The sequence below is a fragment of the Paenibacillus xylanivorans genome, from assembly GCF_001280595.1.
Lineage (GTDB): Bacteria > Bacillota > Bacilli > Paenibacillales > Paenibacillaceae > Paenibacillus > Paenibacillus xylanivorans.
Genome location: NZ_LITU01000023.1, coordinates 21,868 through 38,933, shown reverse-complemented (window position 1 = coordinate 38,933; position 17,066 = coordinate 21,868). Strand labels below are relative to the sequence as shown.

Genomic DNA, 17,066 nt, shown 5'->3' with positions numbered 1-17,066 from the left:
CAAATATATTGTAAATTATAGTAGTTATATGAAGTTTTTTCTGAGAAAGATTTACACTTTATATCATTGTATATGTCAATGACATATATTAGTGTGAAGATATGCCACTTATCTTAAAGAATGAAAGGGGGCCTTCCGGAAAGCGCCACCATACATCCTGGGAAATGACCTGCAGGGCCAAAAGAAATGAACGTACGAGTGTTGGCAATAAACGAAATCAATATTCGAAGAGGAGCCCGATGATGACAATCAAATCCTTGCTTGCAGCTTCGTTCTTGGCAGTATCTCTTTTCATTCCACTGGCGCAGCCTGCGCAGGCGGCAGAGGACAATGCCGTAACGGTTTACCAGGATGGAGATTTTGGAGGCACCTCCCAACAGTTTGGGGTTGGCCTGTTCAATGTGAGTCAGCTTAACGTGGTGGGCAACGATAAAATATCCTCGGTAAAGGTAGCCCCGGGATATCGTTTAACCTTATATCGTGACAAGGATTTTTCCGGAGGTACCAAAATGCTGACCGGGGACGCAGGATGGCTGGATGATTTTAACGACGCGACCTCCAGCCTGAAAGTCGAGCAGATCGGAGGCCCCAATAAACCGGTTATCGCGTATTCCAATTCGCCTTATGGAGGTTTTGAGCAGCAGTTTGATATTGGCAGCTATAATGTGGACGAACTGAAGAATGGAGTGGGGAATGACACCATCTCTGCACTCCGCGTTGCCCCCGGGTATAAGGTAACACTGTACAAAGACTACAATTTCGGCGGCTACTCCAAGGTACTGACCGCAGATGCGATCTATGTTGGCGGTGATATCAATGATTCGGTATCCAGCCTGAAGGTTGAAGCCATCTCTCCGTTGGACAACACATCGGTTGCCGTTCCGGGCAACAATTACAGTGATGCAGCCAAACGTGAAATTTTGCAAACCTTTGCGCCAAGAATCTGGTTTGCCCAAGGCGAGAGCTATTTTCCGTCCTCGGTAGAACATACTCTGCCTCATGTGGATCGGTATGTGAACCCAGATTCGGGATTGTATGAATTCAAGACCAAAACGGAGTTGAATCCCTATACCCTGAAACTTCCGTATTTTACGGGCGAACTGGCTAATGCACCAATCTACGCGTTTTGGGTGGAGAAAGAGTATAACAACGTCGATCTGGTATATTTCCAGTTCAGTCCCTATGATCTTGGGAAAACGGTATTTGGCACAGAAGTGGGAGATCATGTCGGAGACTGGGAGCGGGTCACGGTCAGATTGGCAAAGTTCACCGATCAGAACAGTAACTATGTGAAGCCGGTGCAAGTTTACTATGGCGCGCACTCTTTCGGTACAACCTACTCCTGGGGTGAAGTGGACAAAATAAACAATACACATGCTGTCGCTTATTCCGCGTTTGGTTCCCATGGGATGTGGAAAGATCCTGGCAATCATGTCTATCAGGAACTTGTCGTGACTCAGTTGATTGATGTAACCAATCAGGGAACGGCATGGGATACCTGGAACAATATCCAGACATTTCAGTATGATCCGAATACCCGAACAGGCAATGGTTTGGGAAATGCTTGGCCGTCATGGCTGGACAGGGATTACAGTAATCCGAACAGCCTGTCTGTCTATAGATTCGGAAATCCGTCACAAGGCTCCTTCTTTGGTCAGCCGCTGCTTGCAGGGGGACCAACAGGACCGCAGGAGAAAGGTGCACTAACGAATGACGTTATATTAGATTAAACGAAATCAAACAGGGGACTCGCTTTCACATGAGGCGGGTCTCCCATGCTTATTGTTCAAATAAACAGTATTAACTGTGAATCTAACAACGGAGGCTCAGACAACAATGACTAACCAAAAAAGAGTACATGTCGTTTTCAAAACTCACCTGGATATCGGATTTACCCACTTGGCGGAAAACGTCGTAAGGCAGTACATGGAGGAATATGTCCCCAAGGCAATCGCTCTTTCCGCGCAGTTGGAAGCGGAGGGGGGACGGGAGCGATTCATATGGACCACCGGCTCTTGGTTGATCCGCCATTACCTGAATCATGCGTTCGAAGAGGGAAAACAGGCCATGGAACAGGCGATTCGCAAAGGTCATATCGTGTGGCACGGTCTGCCGTTCACGACGCATACCGAACTGATGGACGCCTCATTATTTCGCTACGGGTTGTCCATCGGGCTGGATCTGGACAAACAATTTGGTAAAACAACCATTGCAGCAAAAATGACCGATGTACCTGGCCATACCCTGTCCATGGTGCCCTTGATGAGTGAAGCGGGTATCCGGTATATGCATCTGGGGGTTAATCCAGCTTCCATGCGCCCGGATGTGCCTAAACTGTTCAGGTGGCAGGCAACGGATGGCAGTGAGATCATCGTCAATTATGCGGATACCTACGGGGAGGCGGTCGAAATCGAAGGTATCGATGATATCTTGTTGTTTGCTCATACGGGCGACAATTGCGGACCGCCAAGCGCAGAAGAGATTCGTGAACAGTTCCAGCATATCCAGGAACGTTACCCCGATGCACAGATTATGGCTTCGTCTCTGGATGCATTTGCAGTGCATCTTGATCAGGTTCGGGACCAATTACCTGTTGTACGTGAAGAGCTCGGGGATACCTGGATTCACGGAGGCGGTACCGACCCACTGAAAATAGCCCGATTCCGTCAGTTGCAGCGGTTAAGAGACAAGTGGCTGACCGAAGGCCGGATCGATCCGGCAAGCGCTGAATATAAAGGCATGAGTGATGCCATGCTGCTGGTTGTGGAACATACGTGGGGGCTTGATGTGAAGAAATGGCTTCCGGATTTCCGGAATTATGCCAAGCCTGACTTCAAACGGGCACGGGAAATTAACGATGTCGACGTGGAAGATATCCCGGCAAAATTTCAATATATCGGTGCATTCGCCATGGATGAGTTCGACAGTCATTCCAGCGGACTATTTTCTTCAGAGATGAGCCGTCGCACTTATTCCATGATAGAGAGCTCTTGGGCGGAACAGCGAGGATATTTGGACACGGCTGTGGCGTGCCTGAGTGATGATAAACAGAAGGAAGCACGGCAAGCTTTTGAACAATTGGACCCGATTAAAAGTGTGTTTTCCGGCAACGTATCTGCAGCAACCCATCAAGTTTATAGCAGTGGCGGATATCAGTTGGCCTTCAATAACAATGGGGCCCTGATTCAGCTGACGGACGAGAAGGGAAAGAATTGGGTGGACGTGAAGCATCCGTTCGGAGCCTATGTCTATGAAACCTTCGGGACGGAGGATTACAATAGGTATTTCCGTACCTATATGCAGAACCTGCCTGTGACCCATCCTTGGGCAGATGCCGACTTCAGCAAACCTGGCTTTGAATTTGTGCGCCCGCTGCCAAGCCATCAGGTGTACCTGCCAATCGTGACCGACTTGAACATTTCAGGTAGTGCTCATGGCGATACGTACGGGTTCCGGCTGTCCATGCCTGCAGAAAGTCATGAATTATACGGAGCACCCAAGGAACTGGAGCTGGTATACACTTTTTCAAAGGCAGGAGCGGTAGAGGTTAGCTTACAATGGTTTGGAAAAGAAGCCAATCGTCTTCCAGAGGCCAGTTGGTTTGGATGCGGACTTCAGGTGGATAACCCCAATCTATGGATGATGGATAAACTTGGCGGACGAATCTCTCCGTTGAATGTTGTAAAAGACGGCAATCGCAATCTACATGCTGTAGACAGGGGAGTATTCTATGAGGGCTCAGATGGCCAGGCCTCTATTGAAGCACTGGATTCCGCATTGGTCGCACCTGGACAGAGAAGACTGCTGCAATTCGACAACTCGTTTGTTTCGCTTGAATCTGGATGGCATTTTAATCTGCATAACAATATCTGGGGCACCAATTTCCCCATGTGGTACGGCGAGGATGCCAAATTCCGCTTTCGACTAATTACAGCTGCAAACCGCAAATAAAAGAATATATTACGGAATTTTACCAAAAATTGATGATTGGATAATAATCTAAGAACAATTGGAACCTATACTTGGATTTGTGAGTGAGGATAGGGTTTGAACTGAAACAAGCTGTTCCCGAAATGAATTTGAAAAAACAGAAATTTTTTGTTAAATTCCTATTGCTTGAACGTAATCAGCCATGTATTATATACAAATAAAGCGTTTACATTTTCTTATATGGCAATTAAACCGGTTTAATTTTATGTGGTGTTTTCCCAGCGAGAACTTCTTTTTTACCTCATTATTAAACCGGTTTAATAATGCCTACTTATTTACTTAAAGGTTTATTTCGTCAGGGAGGTGAGTCCTTACCAGAGCATAATCAGGCAAGTTAATGGCAAATCCAAACGTGGAGGGGTTTAGCTTGAAAAGGAAAAGCAACTTGTTAATTGTTCTTGTCCTAATCACGACAATACTGGGAGGATGTTCTGCATCTTCGTCTAACAACGATAATGAGGAATCCACAGTAAAAGAACCTGTCGTTACGGACAACAGTGCAAAAGAAGCACCGATGCTGGCAAAGCTTGTCGATGAAGGCAAATTGCCTGCCCTGGCTGAGCGCCTGCCAGCTTCCAAAGACATTATGGTTGAAGAGGTCGTTGAGGAAATCGGGCAATATGGTGGAGATTGGAACATGCCTTGGACTGGTGTTCCTGACAAGTGGGGGATAGGCCAACCGACAGAGGAAGCGCTGTTCCGTTTCAATAAGGAAGGAAACAAGGTTGAGCCAAACGTAGCCAAGAGCTATGAAGTGAATGAAGATTCCACCGTATTCACCATCCATTTGCGAGAAGGCATGAAATGGTCTGATGGTGTTCCTTTCACAGCGGATGATGTTCTCTTTTATTGGGAGCATATGTTGACCAAAGAGACCTTCGGCAAAAAGATCTATGACGCTTATTATTCCGTTGACCCTGTTACCGGGGATAGAGCGTTGGCTGAGGTGAAAAAGGTGGATGATTACACGTTTACCGTAACTCACAAATATCCAAGTGTGCTCTTCCTGGAACGTGTGGCTATCGATAACAAGTGGTTTTTCGCTCCTGCACACTTTCACAAAACTATCCTTCCTGAGTTCGTTGGGGATGCTAAAACACTGGAGATCACCAAGCAGTGGGGCTATGAAGATCCCAAAGTATTCTTGATGGAAACCGGGTATACGGATTGGCTGCATTACCAGATTCCTACACTCCGGGCATGGGTGCCAACCAATGATCCGAATGGCGATCAGTTTGTCATGGAGCGCAACCCGTACTACTGGAAAACAGATAATGAAGGCAAACAGCTTCCGTATATTGACCGGATTGTAGCGACCAAGATTCAAGATCCGAGCCAAAAGGTACTTGGAACGCTTGCCGGTGATTACAACCTGGTGATCTTTGATTCCAAAGACTTCACGGTACTGAAAGAGAATGAGAAAAAAGGTGATTTCCGTATCATCCCTTGGACACAACCAGCTTGGTCCAGCGCGGGAGTACAGTTAAACCAGACTACGGAAGATCCGAATCTCCGCAAACTGTTCCAGGACATCAAGTTCAGGGAAGCACTCTCCATTGGAGTGGATCGTAACCAGGTGTCTGAGATTGTCACCAGCGGAATGGGAGAACCAATTCAAGCTTCCGTACCGGAAGGCGTAATGGGCTATCAGGAAGGGTGGGCCCAGCAGTGGGCGGAATACGATCCTGAACGCGCTAACCAGATTCTTGACGAGTTAGGTTTGAACAAGAGGGATAAAGACAACTTCCGTCTGAACCCTGACGGCTCCGAGTTAACGCTTACCGTGATTGAGAGCACGACCGATACGGCACCATTCCTTGAATTGCTTAAGAAATACTACGAGGATATGGGGCTGCGAACGAACTTGAAAGTGGTTGACGGAGGCACTCATTTTGATATGAAATATGCTAACAAGATTCCGATGACTACCGAGAATATTTCTGTTGTCAACGTAGCCTTCCGGCCCGATACCATGGTTCCGCTCCGTGTAATCACTCCATGGTTCGGCCATTACGGTTTGTACTCCCAATCTGGCGGCAAAGAAGGCATCAAGCCTGAAGGTGATGTCGCTAAAATCCTTGAGTATTGGGAAAAAGTCAAAGCAAGCAAGACACTGGATGAAATCAATCAGTATAGCAATGAAATCGTGAAACTGCACCAGAAGAATCAATGGGTCATCGGATATGCGGGACCAACTCCGGTGCTGATTACGGCCTCGAATAAGATTCATAATATCCCTACGGATCTCATCTGGTCCGATGAGTATCGTTCGCTGGGTCAAGGCCATCCAGCACAATTTTTCATCAAGCAATAGCTGGTGAAACAGTCAGGTAAACAATAGTGAGGAGGGGGTTTATCCTTGCTATTGTTTCCTTTTGTATCATTCATGCGGTGCAGAGGAGAGGAATAGATGTTTGAATACATTTTAAAACGAATTCTGTTGGCCATTCCTGTTGTTGTTGTGATCTCCTTTATCGTCTTCTACATTATTCAATTGCCACCTGGTGATTACGTATCCTCCTACTCGGCCAAGATGTCCGCTTCCGGCGATATCATGACCCAGGCTGAGATGGATGACATGCGGGCGAATCTGGGGTTGGACCGGCCAATCTATGAACAATATTTCGTCTGGGTAAAGAAAATAATACTGCATGGCGACTTTGGTTTCTCGTTCAACTACAACAAACCGGTGATGGCGGTGATCCAGCAGTATATGGGGCTGACTCTGGTCGTCTCGCTGGTGACGATGGCCTTCCATTATATAATCGCGATTCCGGTCGGTATCTACACGGCGGTAAAGCAGTACTCTGCGGGCGATTATTTCTTCTCCGGCCTGAGCTTTATCGGAATGGCAACGCCCAACTTTTTGTTAGCTATCATTCTCATGTTTTTTTCCTATAAGTGGTTCGGCAATCCGTTGCTCGGCTTATTCTCCAACGAATACGTGAATGCACCGTGGTCCATGGACAAGGTAAAAGACTTGATGCAGCATATGGTCATTCCGGTAATTGTTATTGGACTTTCGGGTACTGCGGATCTGATTCGGATCATGCGGGGACAAATGCTTGATGAGCTGAACAAACCGAATGTTATCACAGCCCGCGCCAAGGGGTTATCAGAGATGCAAATTCTGTTCAAGTATCCAACACGTGCAGCCTTGAATCCTATTGTGAGTACCTTTGGCTGGTCATTATCCTCCATCTTTACCGGCGCTACGATTACAGCCATCGTATTGAACCTGCCGATTCAAGGGCCAGTCATGCATAATGCATTGCTCGGTCAGGACATGTATCTTGCTGGAACCTTTTTATTGATCATGGCTTTGCTGACGGTTCTCGGAACACTGATTTCCGATATTTTGCTGGCTTGGCTTGATCCCAAAATACGTACAGAGTTCAGAGGATCCTAATTATGAGACCACTACCGTTATTTAAAGGTCAAAGGCCGGCAGTCCCAGTTACAGCAGCACCCAAAGATACTGTTTACAGCTCGCAGTGGCGACTGATCTATCAGAAATTCAAGAAACACAAATTGGCCCGAATCAGCATGTACATTCTGGGCGCATTTTACATCATCGCGCTGTTCGCGCAGTTTATCGCGCCTTACGGACTGCAAAGCTATGACAGCAAATACGTTAATGCACCGCCAATGGGACTTCGATTTGTCGATGCGGAAGGCAAGTTTCATATCAAGCCGTTTGTATATGAGTTAAAGAGCGAGCGTGACCCCGAAACATTGCGTAAGATGTTTGTCCCGGATACCGAAAAAAAGCACTTCTTCAAATTCTTCGTAAAGGGAGAAGAATATAAGTTTCTGGGCCTGATCCCGATGTCCACACATTTGTTCGCCGTAGATGAGCCAGGGAGAATATTCTTGCTAGGCACGGACGGGATGGGTCGTGACCTGTTCTCCCGGATCGTGTTGGGAAGTCAAATTTCACTCAGCATTCCGCTGGTCGGCGTGGGCATTAGCTTTATCCTGGGTTTGATTATTGGAGGCATTTCCGGTTATTTCGGCGGTTGGATTGATTCCTTGATACAACGCATTATCGAAATCATCCGTTCCTTTCCGACGCTGCCGCTTTGGATGGCATTATCTGCTGCAATTCCACCACGTATTCCGGTAGTGACCATGTATTTATACATCGTTATCATCTTTGCTTTTATTGGTTGGACCGATCTGGCACGGGTTGTCAGAGGCAAGTTCATTTCGTTGAAGAATGAAGATTATGTAATTGCTGCGAAGATTGCTGGTGTAGGTGACGCCAAGATTATCGTCAAACACCTGCTGCCAGGCTTCATGAGTTATTTGGTCGTGGCGACAACCCTGGCGATTCCCAGCATGATTCTGGGTGAGACGGCGATGAGCTTCCTCGGCCTTGGCGTCCGTTCGCCGGCAACCAGTTGGGGCGTACTGCTTCAGGAGGCTCAAAAGATTGAAAATGTGGCCCTGTATCCATGGAAGCTCATTCCGCTCGCTTTTGTCATTCTGACTGTATTGACCTATAACTTTATCGGCGATGGTTTGCGCGACGCGGCTGATCCGTACAAAAAATAATTGTCCAAATACTAGGCAAGCGAGGGGATAGCATGGCAACTCAAGCCGTTCATAAGGAGCAACCTTTACTGTCCGTTCAAGACCTGAAGATTCGGATTCAGATGGAAAACGGCGTCATGAATGCCGTGGATGGAGTCGACTTCAATATATACAAAGGCAAAACCCTTGGGCTTGTCGGGGAATCGGGCTGCGGCAAAAGCCTGACAAGCCGATCGATCATCAGTATCAATCCCAAGGAATGTGAAACGAGTGGAACAATCACTTACAATTCCGACTCGGAATTGGCCCTCCATGGTATGAATCTCTTATCTCTGAAACCGACGGGCAAGCAGATCCGCTCCATCCGCGGTCGCAAAATTTCGATGATCTTTCAGGAGCCGATGACGGCCTTTTCACCGATGTATACCATCGGGAATCAGATCATGGAAGCCATCCGAATTCATCAGACGAAGAACAAAAAAGAGGCCAAAAAAATTGCATTAGAGATGCTGAGCAAAGTCGGTATTTCCGATCAGGCCAAGCGTTTCGATCAATATCCGCATGAATTTTCAGGAGGTATGCGTCAGCGGGCGATGATCTCCATGGCGCTGTCCTGTAACCCCGAAATTCTGATTGCCGATGAGCCCACAACGGCGCTCGATGTGACCATTCAGGCTCAAGTACTGGAACTCATGAAAAGCCTGCAGGCGGAGTTTGGCATGGCCATTCTGCTGGTGACCCATGATCTGGGTATTATCGCCGAGATGTGTGATGAGGTTGCGGTGATGTACCTCGGAAGAATTGTTGAGCAGGCACCGATGAGGGAAATCTTCAACAATCCGAAGCATCCCTACACGAAAGGGTTGCTTAAATCGATGCCCAGACTGGGAGGGAATAAAAGCAAACGGCTGGATTCCATCGAAGGTTCCGTTCCGATGCCAATCAACATGCCTCCGATGTGCGGATTCTATGATCGCTGCAAGGACAGGATTGAAGGTGTATGCAATCAACAAGCTGTACCGAAAACCGCGATCTCCGACCAGCATATGGTCAGATGTTTTCTGTACACGGACCAGAGAGAAGGAGAAGCACAATGACCAAACCCATTCTTGAAGTCCTCAACCTGAACAAAAGCTTTCAGGTCAAATCCAAAAAAGCCCTGTTCAAAAAGCCAAAACCCATTCATATTCTGAACGAAATTTCATTTGAACTCCTTGAAGGGGAAACCTTGAGTATCGTCGGAGAATCCGGCTGTGGAAAAACGACGCTTGGACGCTGTATCGTCAGAGGTGTGGATGCTTCTTCAGGCGATGTAGTCTATCATGCGGAAGATGGAAAAGAAGTGAATTACCTTAACTTGAAGGGGAAAGAGATCAAGGCATATCGCAAGGACATCCAGATGATCTTTCAGGACCCGTATTCCTCACTGAGCCCCCGAATGAGCGTATTCGATATTATCGCCGAACCGCTAATTGCGAACTTTAAGCTGAGCAGGGCTGAGGTGGAAGAGAAGGTGATGGAGATTGCCGAGAAAACAGGTCTGAATGTGAGTTACCTGAAACGATACCCACATGCATTTTCGGGAGGACAGCGGCAGCGGATAGCTATTGCGCGTGCGCTCATTACACAACCCAGACTGATTGTCTGTGATGAAGCGGTCTCTGCCCTGGATGTTTCGATTCAGGCTCAGATTATCAACCTGCTCAAGGATTTGCAGGAGCAATTCAAGATCACATATATCTTCATTTCGCATGATCTTTCCATCGTACAGAACATTTCTGACCGGGTAGCGGTGATGCATCTGGGCAGAATTGTGGAACTGGCGACAACGGAATCGCTGTTCTCGCATCCTCAGCATCCTTATACGGAAGCGCTAATGTCAGCCGTGCCCCAACCGAATCCGGATTTCAAAAAAGAACGAATTATACTGGAGGGGGAAGTACCGAATCCGGCCAATCCGCCAAGCGGTTGTCATTTTCATCCCCGATGTTCCTACAAGACGGATAAATGCATCCAGCAAGTTCCTGAACTCCGTGAAGTAGGATATAATCATTTTGCTGCCTGTCATTATGCCGAGCAGCTTCAGCTTCGCGGCGTTCCAATCGAGACTGAGGATGAGGTGCAATCCAGGACATCCTAACCATCGACATGAACCTGATGATACAATCAGTCATCTTTGAACTCGCGAGGACGAAATCGAACTAGTGTTGAGGAGAGGTTGTTCCTAATGGCAAAGATTGACGATGTAGCCCGTCTGGCGGGTGTATCGAAGGGAACGGTATCCAACGTATTCAGCCAGAAAAGGCCAACGAGCAAAAAGGTAACCGAGAAAGTGCTGCAAATCTCGAAGGAATTGAATTACGTGCCGAATCATATTGCAAGAAGCCTGGTCACCAAGAAAACAATGGCGATCGGGCTTACGATTCCGCACGGAAAATTCTTTTTCAGCGTGTTCCATAATCAGTTTATCAACGGCGTCATTCTGGAAGCTTCCAATTACGGATACCGGGTGCTTCTGGACATGATTGCTGCGGAAGAGGTAAAGACACCTTCACTGGCAAGTTATCCTATTGACGGAGCCATTGTGCTGGGACCTACGGAAGAGGATGACCGGATCAACCTGCTGTATCAGAATGAAATTCCGTTCGTCACAATTGGCAAAATCATTAACAAGGGACTCCAGGGCGTCTCTACGGTCAATAACGACAATAAGCAGGTTATCCGCGATATTTGCGATTATTTACTTGGACTTGGGCACCGGAACATCATGTTCCTGAACGCCGGGGAGCAGATGACCGTTTCCATTGAACGTACGGAAGAGTTCGTCCGGGTGCTGCAGGAGCATGGTGTTATGATCCAGCCCGGAATGATCCATTATAAACCGGGTATCCATTCAGACAAATATATTAAATACGGCTATGATGAGACACTTCATAGTGTGAAGAACCACACGGAGAGGCCTACGGCCATTATTGCAGACGATGACCGTACTGCATTTAGCGCTCTCAATGCCATCAACGACGCGGGTCTTCGTGTGCCGGAAGATATCTCTTTGTTTGTCATCTGCGGCGATCAGTCCATGATGCACCAGGTAAGGCCTTCTTTGACGGGAATGGATCTGCAACCATCCGAACTGGGTGTTCAGTCGGTAAGACTGCTCATGCATAAGCTGGGTATCTTGGAGGGATCGTACGAGAATAACAGGATCGTTCCAAGCAAAATAATAGAGAGAAACTCGTGTTCCTCGATCCAGAATTAACAAAGATGAGTTTCGGATGTAGTGAGGTTAAATATGATAACGTTTACATCCTGGATGGGCAATTCAGTGCCTTTTGAATATTATGTTCGAATTCTAATCAGTGCGGTTCTGGGGCTATTAATCGGATTCGATCGGACCCATAAGAACAAACCGGCTGGTGTAAAGACGTATACGTTCGTAACGGTTGCTTCTGCGCTGATTACAATCGTATCCATTGAGAGCGTTGAAGTGTACGGACAGCTGCATAACCGAACGATGATGGACCCGATGCGCCTGGCAGCTCAGATCGTCTCGGGCCTCGGCTTTCTCGGAGCAGGACTGATCATGAAGGCCGGATTCGAAGTGAAAGGTTTGACATCTGCAGCGATGATTCTATTTGCAGGTGGGGTAGGTATTGGTACGGGCGCCGGTTTCTATGGAATTGTGACCTTCTCGATGGCGGTGGCTTTCTTTTTCATCCGGGTTGGGGGTTGGATTGAGAAGTGGGAGCACAGGAAGCTGGTGGCAAAGGAAGAAAAGAAGGACTTGAGTGCCTAATGGTTGAGTAATTTTGCAAACGAATAAGCGTATTCGGTGGAAAGTTTGGAATACGCTTATTTATTCAAGTAGCGAAAAGTGCATAGTTGTCCCTATCCTTTTTAGAACACTAATTTATAAATGACATACCCAATTAGCAATAACATAATGAGGATTCCAGTGCCTTTCCATCCCAAACCGCCAACTAAATCGGATAAGCTTCCAAATTGAGCACGATTTATGCCATTACCAAACGTTCCCATGGGGTTTCCTTTTAATTCTTCTTGTCTCAAACGTTCTCTTTTTGCTTCGGGTGTTTCTTCTCGAAAATCCATTTAACCACCTCTGAGATTTGATTTTTTTCGGTGAAACGAATCTATATTCAAAAGAGCACAGGTGATCCGGAGTAAGTCAGGAACGCTTTGTGCTCTTTGCTGTATTTAAATGAAGTAGAACTTAGGCTTCGATGCTTAGATCGAAATCAGGTTCACACATATAGTCGATCGGGTAGAGATCATCTCTTGCCGAGATTAATGCACGGAGGTGAAGGTATACATTGTTGGGCTGCACCACAACACCACCGACAGAATAGGGAACAAGTTCTGCTACGACGAAAACATCCTCTGCAGGGTCACATCTGAAGATTAAATTATCCGGGTTGCACACTTCCTCCATATAACTGTAAGTCATGACATGGAAGGAACGTCCCTTCCAATTCGTCTTGATCACTTTATAGGACTGCGTCCGCACAAGATCAAGATAACGCTCCAGAGCAAAGGTATGCTCGAACTGGGTAATGTACCCCTTTTTATCCACATCAATCGTAAATTCCACATCATAGCTCTCTTGAAATTCCTCTTGGTACGTTCCCTTCATGATCTTCATCACATCAAAGGTTGAACCGAATCCGGGGTCTTCGATGTAAGGAATAGCAATGAGTTCAGGATCAACATGATGGATAATCTCGCTCTTGCTGGAAACGCCCGTATTAAACTTGGTAGGCTGAAGATCAATTGAACCAATCATGCTTCCGGGGAAACCAGGACTGCAACTTATTCGCATAGTCATCTCCTTCGTTGTTAGTCAATCATTAGACGAAAGAATGAGAGGGAAGTTGCACCAAAATAAGGAAATTAAGCTTAGCTGCGAAGTATCCTGCTCATCGTGGGCTTTTGAATTGGGTAAATAGAAATCTCTCCATTTCCAATCGTCTTGCTCTTTTGATACAGTATTTATAGTAAAACCCAGGGGGATATATTGTATATGGAACAATCACTTCAAGAACTGATGCGCAATGCGCGCGCGGAGGAGAATACCTTTTTGTACATGCTGCACGAGGAGGCGCGCTTCGACCAAATGTTATTCTGGAAGTATGTGAACAGTATTATGGAACTGACCCGTCTCACCGCAGACCAGCCGTTGGATCGGGAAATGGCAAGCGCAGTTAGCTTCACATATTCCAAAATCATGGAGCATCTGCAATGGCATCATTCGGATCGGGATGTGTACGAGATCCAACAGTTTCCCTATGAATATGCAAATTTCATCGTGGATCGTCTGGGCAGGGTGGTTGATGGTTTCTTTAAGGGCATCGTGCTGGAAGAAGAGAGATTTGACGAGGAGTTTTCTAACCCGACCTCTACAGGGGAAATGGCAGAAGAGCAACCAGTGATGTTGCAGCTGGGTTATTATAAACAAAATACGAATGTGCACGCGATCGGATTCCGTGAGGAAGATGGGACGTACCGAATTGTTTTGAACGAAGAAGAGGATCGGGAGCTTTTTGATTCCAGGCTGAGCCGCCGTGAGGTGGAGGGGACGTATCTCTTCATGGCTCCGGATGCCAGCAGCGCTCACCAATTGTTTCATGAATGGGTGATGGGAAACCACACTCCATATCGTTCTGCAATTAATCTGTCTTCTGAAGATGATGTATAGCCAGCTAAATAATTCGTTCATTTCTGAAAGGAGCCCATTCCATGAATGTGAGTAATAACGTGATTGAACAGCAGTCCCTAACTTTCGTAGGCATTAAAAGAACTTTCTCTTGTGTGGATGGCGAGAATTTGAGAGAGATTCCAAAGATGTGGCAGGAAGCTCTGGCAGACGGGATTGAAGATCGTTTAAATGAGTTTAATAACGGGGCCGTCTCCGGTTTGGTCGGTATTTGTGTAGATCAGAGAGAACTGCACAGCGATCAAATGGAATACTGGATCGCAACTTCACACTCTGGGGGAGTACCTGAGGGTTTGTTTTCAATAGAGATTCCTGCGTCCCATTGGATGGTGTTTGAAGCCGATGAGCTGGCGCCAGAAGCGATACAGCAGTTGTGGCAGTATATTATGAACGAATGGTTCGCAGCCACCCCTTACAAGCACGCGGGGATTCCGGAACTTGAGGTATATAGAGGTCAGGGGCTTCCTCCCCAAGTATGGATACCTGTTAAACCTTTTTCGTGATTTAACGGATAACAGGCTAGGTTATATCGTTATATAGGTACAGATAAACTAGTACCAGAGGGTTTACTCATCATGACTGCATCATCTTCGATTCATTAGGAGGCTTAATATGTTATCCAATAAAGTGATTGATTATTGTCAAAATCAGGGCTGGTGGCATGAAGATGTGCCAGCAGAGTACGAAGATGCTTTACGTAAACTGGGTATTGATCTTGATTCTGATTTTGCACATTTTTATTTGCATGCAGATGATGGTCCCACCTTTTACAGCAGGCATCAAGAGATCTATCAGATCTGCTGGGTTATGGAAAACACCGTATATTTGGAGGACATGACAGTGGCTCAACTCACGTTGGGATTGCCAGAATCCTACATACCGCTGGACAGCTTTGAGGGCGAGGGTGGATTCTTTTACAACCGCCAAACGGGTGAAGTGGCTCTGGTCGAACTTGGTGAGTCGATCGAGCGTTTCCTGAGCGGCGAAAGTACACCGCAGTGGGCGAGTTTCAGTAAGTTTCTGGAGTGGTATTTCGAACTGGAGGAGGGGGGTACGGAATGAAGGAACTGACGCCGGAGCATCCTGAACTGGAGAGAGAAATTATTGGAACGGTAGAAGCAGGCAATGTTCTCAATGAAACGCAGCAGCATGAGCAAGCCCTGATCTATTATGATCAGGCTTGGGGGATGCTGCCCGAGCCGAAGACGGACTGGGAGATTGCGAGCTGGATTGCTTCCTGTCATGTGAATGCACATATGGACCTGGAGCAGTTCACACTGGCGAAGCCGTGGGCTGAAATAGCATTGCAAACGCGAGGTTCGGATATTAATACCGGTCCTGTAATTGATCTTGGCATCGTCTGCATGCGACTTGAGCAGCATGATGAGGCTTTTGCTTATTTGGAGCAGGCGTATGTATATGGCAAGGAAAGAGCGTTTCAAGGCAGCCCGCGGGACGTTTTACAATATTATAAGGAACAAAAGGCGAAGCGTGAACGAAACTGATTCTATAGGATTACAAAAAAAGGGTACCCTGTCTTATGTTTAACTACTGTAGTGGTAAAGTATGATCCTTCACCGAGTTAATCTTTCGATCCGTAAGGGAAAAATTCATCTACGAGATCCTGCGGTGATATCGACACAAAGACGTGATCCAGGTCGGTTTTGCTGGCGAAATCCATGATGTCTCCCGTGTAATACCGCGGATCGATCAAGTAAATCTCGGACACGACAGTCGACAGGAAGGAGATCATCGGCACTGCGAGAGAATCCTTGATGAACAGCACTTTGAGTCCGTTCGGTTTGTCCTTGTTCACCACATGAACGATCCCCTGATTCCCGTACAGGTACGTAAAGTACTTGTCAGCGGTCAGATCATAGGTGGCTCCTTGCACATTCAGCGGATGGGTCGTGAGCAGAGCATCCTCGAAGCGGCCGTTCAGTGTGGCTTCCGTCTCGCCGGTCTTGAAGTAGAAGGAATAGTCCGTTTTGAACTTCGGATAGATTAGGTCAAAGTCATCGTCACCAGCGAAATATTTCCCGGCTTTTCGACCCTGTGATCCAATAAAAATATCCTGATACGGAACCACATTATAGTTATTTAAGTCCGTGAAATAATGATCCGGGTCCAGCGGTTTGTCGTACATGCCGTCCAGATGATTCACGAGCTGGCCGAAGGCCCAGAACGCGGTCTTGATTTTCCAGTGGTGATCCGTGGTGAAAAAGAGATCCTTCGCCGGAATACCGCTTTCCAACAAACCTTCCCGTAGATCGACGGTATCAATGCCATCCTGCTTGAGATTGGCCAAAAAGCCATCGGCTGTTTCGTTGTTATAATTGTACGGAATGCCTTCCGGGAACTGCGTATATCCCCGTACGTATTTGTCTGGTGTCATCACATAGGTCAGCTTCGTTTTGGAGTCCAAATGTGCTCCCAGCGCAGCAATCCGATCTGATAGATCTTTTGTATACGTCGGCCCTGTAGCAAAGTAGGTATAGTGCAGCTTGCCCTCCATGTCTTTCACGACCTCGAAGTTGTCCTCCTCGTTCTTCCACATGAGTGACTGCATATATCCGTAGGCTTCCACGAAGCCGAATTTGTCGAAGACATGTTCATTAATGTCGTCATCCAGTTCGTGAATCAGTTCTTTGGCTTCGGAATAATGGTAGTCCGCTGAGGCCAGCGTCTTTTGGATCGGCCCGAAGGACTGGATGATATTCAGGACAGAGAATGTCACGAGCACGAGAATGAAGAGGAAAGCCGTGATTCTCTTTTTGGCAAAAAAGTTGTGCATGCTTGTGCCTTCTCT

At 47.0% G+C, this 17,066-nt stretch carries 16 protein-coding genes; 13 read left to right on the top strand and 3 right to left on the bottom strand.

Annotated elements, in window-relative coordinates:
• Window positions 1–239 precede the first annotated feature (239 nt).
• From AMS66_RS02340 to AMS66_RS02300, 9 genes are all read left to right on the top strand, one after another.
• Window positions 240–1,730 (top strand): Vps62-related protein, encoded by a 1,491-nt coding sequence (locus tag AMS66_RS02340; RefSeq protein WP_053779261.1) that lies wholly within the window; start codon window positions 240–242, stop codon window positions 1,728–1,730.
• Between the two features lie 106 nt (window positions 1,731–1,836).
• Window positions 1,837–3,951: a DUF5054 domain-containing protein gene (locus AMS66_RS02335; protein ID WP_053779260.1), complete on the top strand. Its 2,115-nt coding sequence runs from the start codon at window positions 1,837–1,839 to the stop codon at window positions 3,949–3,951.
• A 406-nt stretch (window positions 3,952–4,357) separates the two neighbouring features.
• The gene (locus AMS66_RS02330; protein WP_053779259.1) at window positions 4,358–6,304 is read left to right on the top strand and encodes an ABC transporter substrate-binding protein; all 1,947 of its coding nucleotides are present in this window, start codon (window positions 4,358–4,360) and stop codon (window positions 6,302–6,304) included.
• Between the two features lie 96 nt (window positions 6,305–6,400).
• Window positions 6,401–7,399, top strand: a complete 999-nt coding sequence (locus AMS66_RS02325) for an ABC transporter permease (RefSeq protein WP_024631276.1) — start codon at window positions 6,401–6,403, stop codon at window positions 7,397–7,399.
• A gap of 2 nt (window positions 7,400–7,401) precedes the next feature.
• Window positions 7,402–8,547, top strand: a complete 1,146-nt coding sequence (locus AMS66_RS02320) for an ABC transporter permease (RefSeq protein WP_053779258.1) — start codon at window positions 7,402–7,404, stop codon at window positions 8,545–8,547.
• A gap of 32 nt (window positions 8,548–8,579) precedes the next feature.
• Window positions 8,580–9,623, top strand: coding sequence for an ABC transporter ATP-binding protein (locus tag AMS66_RS02315; protein ID WP_053779257.1), 1,044 nt, complete (start codon window positions 8,580–8,582; stop codon window positions 9,621–9,623).
• Window positions 9,620–10,666, top strand: a complete 1,047-nt coding sequence (locus AMS66_RS02310; RefSeq protein ID WP_053779256.1) for an ABC transporter ATP-binding protein — start codon at window positions 9,620–9,622, stop codon at window positions 10,664–10,666. The genes AMS66_RS02315 and AMS66_RS02310 overlap by 4 nt, the downstream gene beginning before the upstream one ends.
• 87 nt (window positions 10,667–10,753) lie before the next feature.
• Window positions 10,754–11,785: a LacI family DNA-binding transcriptional regulator gene (locus tag AMS66_RS02305; protein ID WP_053779255.1), complete on the top strand. Its 1,032-nt coding sequence runs from the start codon at window positions 10,754–10,756 to the stop codon at window positions 11,783–11,785.
• A gap of 33 nt (window positions 11,786–11,818) precedes the next feature.
• A complete protein-coding gene (locus tag AMS66_RS02300) occupies window positions 11,819–12,322 on the top strand; it encodes an MgtC/SapB family protein (protein ID WP_082350525.1) in 504 nt (167 codons plus the stop codon).
• Window positions 12,323–12,423: 101 nt separating this feature from the next.
• Here AMS66_RS02300 and AMS66_RS02295 read toward each other — a convergent pair whose 3' ends face one another.
• Window positions 12,424–12,636: a DUF6366 family protein gene (locus AMS66_RS02295; protein ID WP_053779254.1), complete on the bottom strand. Its 213-nt coding sequence runs from the start codon at window positions 12,634–12,636 to the stop codon at window positions 12,424–12,426.
• Between the two features lie 121 nt (window positions 12,637–12,757).
• The gene (locus tag AMS66_RS02290; protein ID WP_236703089.1) at window positions 12,758–13,327 is read right to left on the bottom strand and encodes a hypothetical protein; all 570 of its coding nucleotides are present in this window, start codon (window positions 13,325–13,327) and stop codon (window positions 12,758–12,760) included.
• Window positions 13,328–13,564: 237 nt separating this feature from the next.
• On the opposite strand from AMS66_RS02290, the gene AMS66_RS02285 reads away from it, so the two are divergent.
• The 4 genes from AMS66_RS02285 to AMS66_RS02270 all read left to right on the top strand — a co-directional run bounded on the left by AMS66_RS02285 (window position 13,565) and on the right by AMS66_RS02270 (window position 15,762).
• Window positions 13,565–14,239, top strand: a complete 675-nt coding sequence (locus AMS66_RS02285) for an Imm41 family immunity protein (RefSeq protein WP_053779252.1) — start codon at window positions 13,565–13,567, stop codon at window positions 14,237–14,239.
• A gap of 41 nt (window positions 14,240–14,280) precedes the next feature.
• Window positions 14,281–14,760, top strand: coding sequence for a GyrI-like domain-containing protein (locus AMS66_RS02280; RefSeq protein ID WP_053779251.1), 480 nt, complete (start codon window positions 14,281–14,283; stop codon window positions 14,758–14,760).
• Window positions 14,761–14,869: 109 nt separating this feature from the next.
• Window positions 14,870–15,319 (top strand): SMI1/KNR4 family protein, encoded by a 450-nt coding sequence (locus AMS66_RS02275; RefSeq protein ID WP_053779250.1) that lies wholly within the window; start codon window positions 14,870–14,872, stop codon window positions 15,317–15,319.
• The gene (locus tag AMS66_RS02270) at window positions 15,316–15,762 is read left to right on the top strand and encodes a hypothetical protein (RefSeq protein WP_053779249.1); all 447 of its coding nucleotides are present in this window, start codon (window positions 15,316–15,318) and stop codon (window positions 15,760–15,762) included. Before AMS66_RS02275 ends, AMS66_RS02270 begins: the two co-directional genes overlap by 4 nt.
• 77 nt (window positions 15,763–15,839) lie before the next feature.
• On the opposite strand, the gene AMS66_RS02265 is transcribed toward AMS66_RS02270, so the two are convergent.
• The gene (locus AMS66_RS02265; protein WP_053779248.1) at window positions 15,840–17,051 is read right to left on the bottom strand and encodes an alginate O-acetyltransferase AlgX-related protein; all 1,212 of its coding nucleotides are present in this window, start codon (window positions 17,049–17,051) and stop codon (window positions 15,840–15,842) included.
• Between the last annotated feature and the right edge of the window lie 15 nt (window positions 17,052–17,066).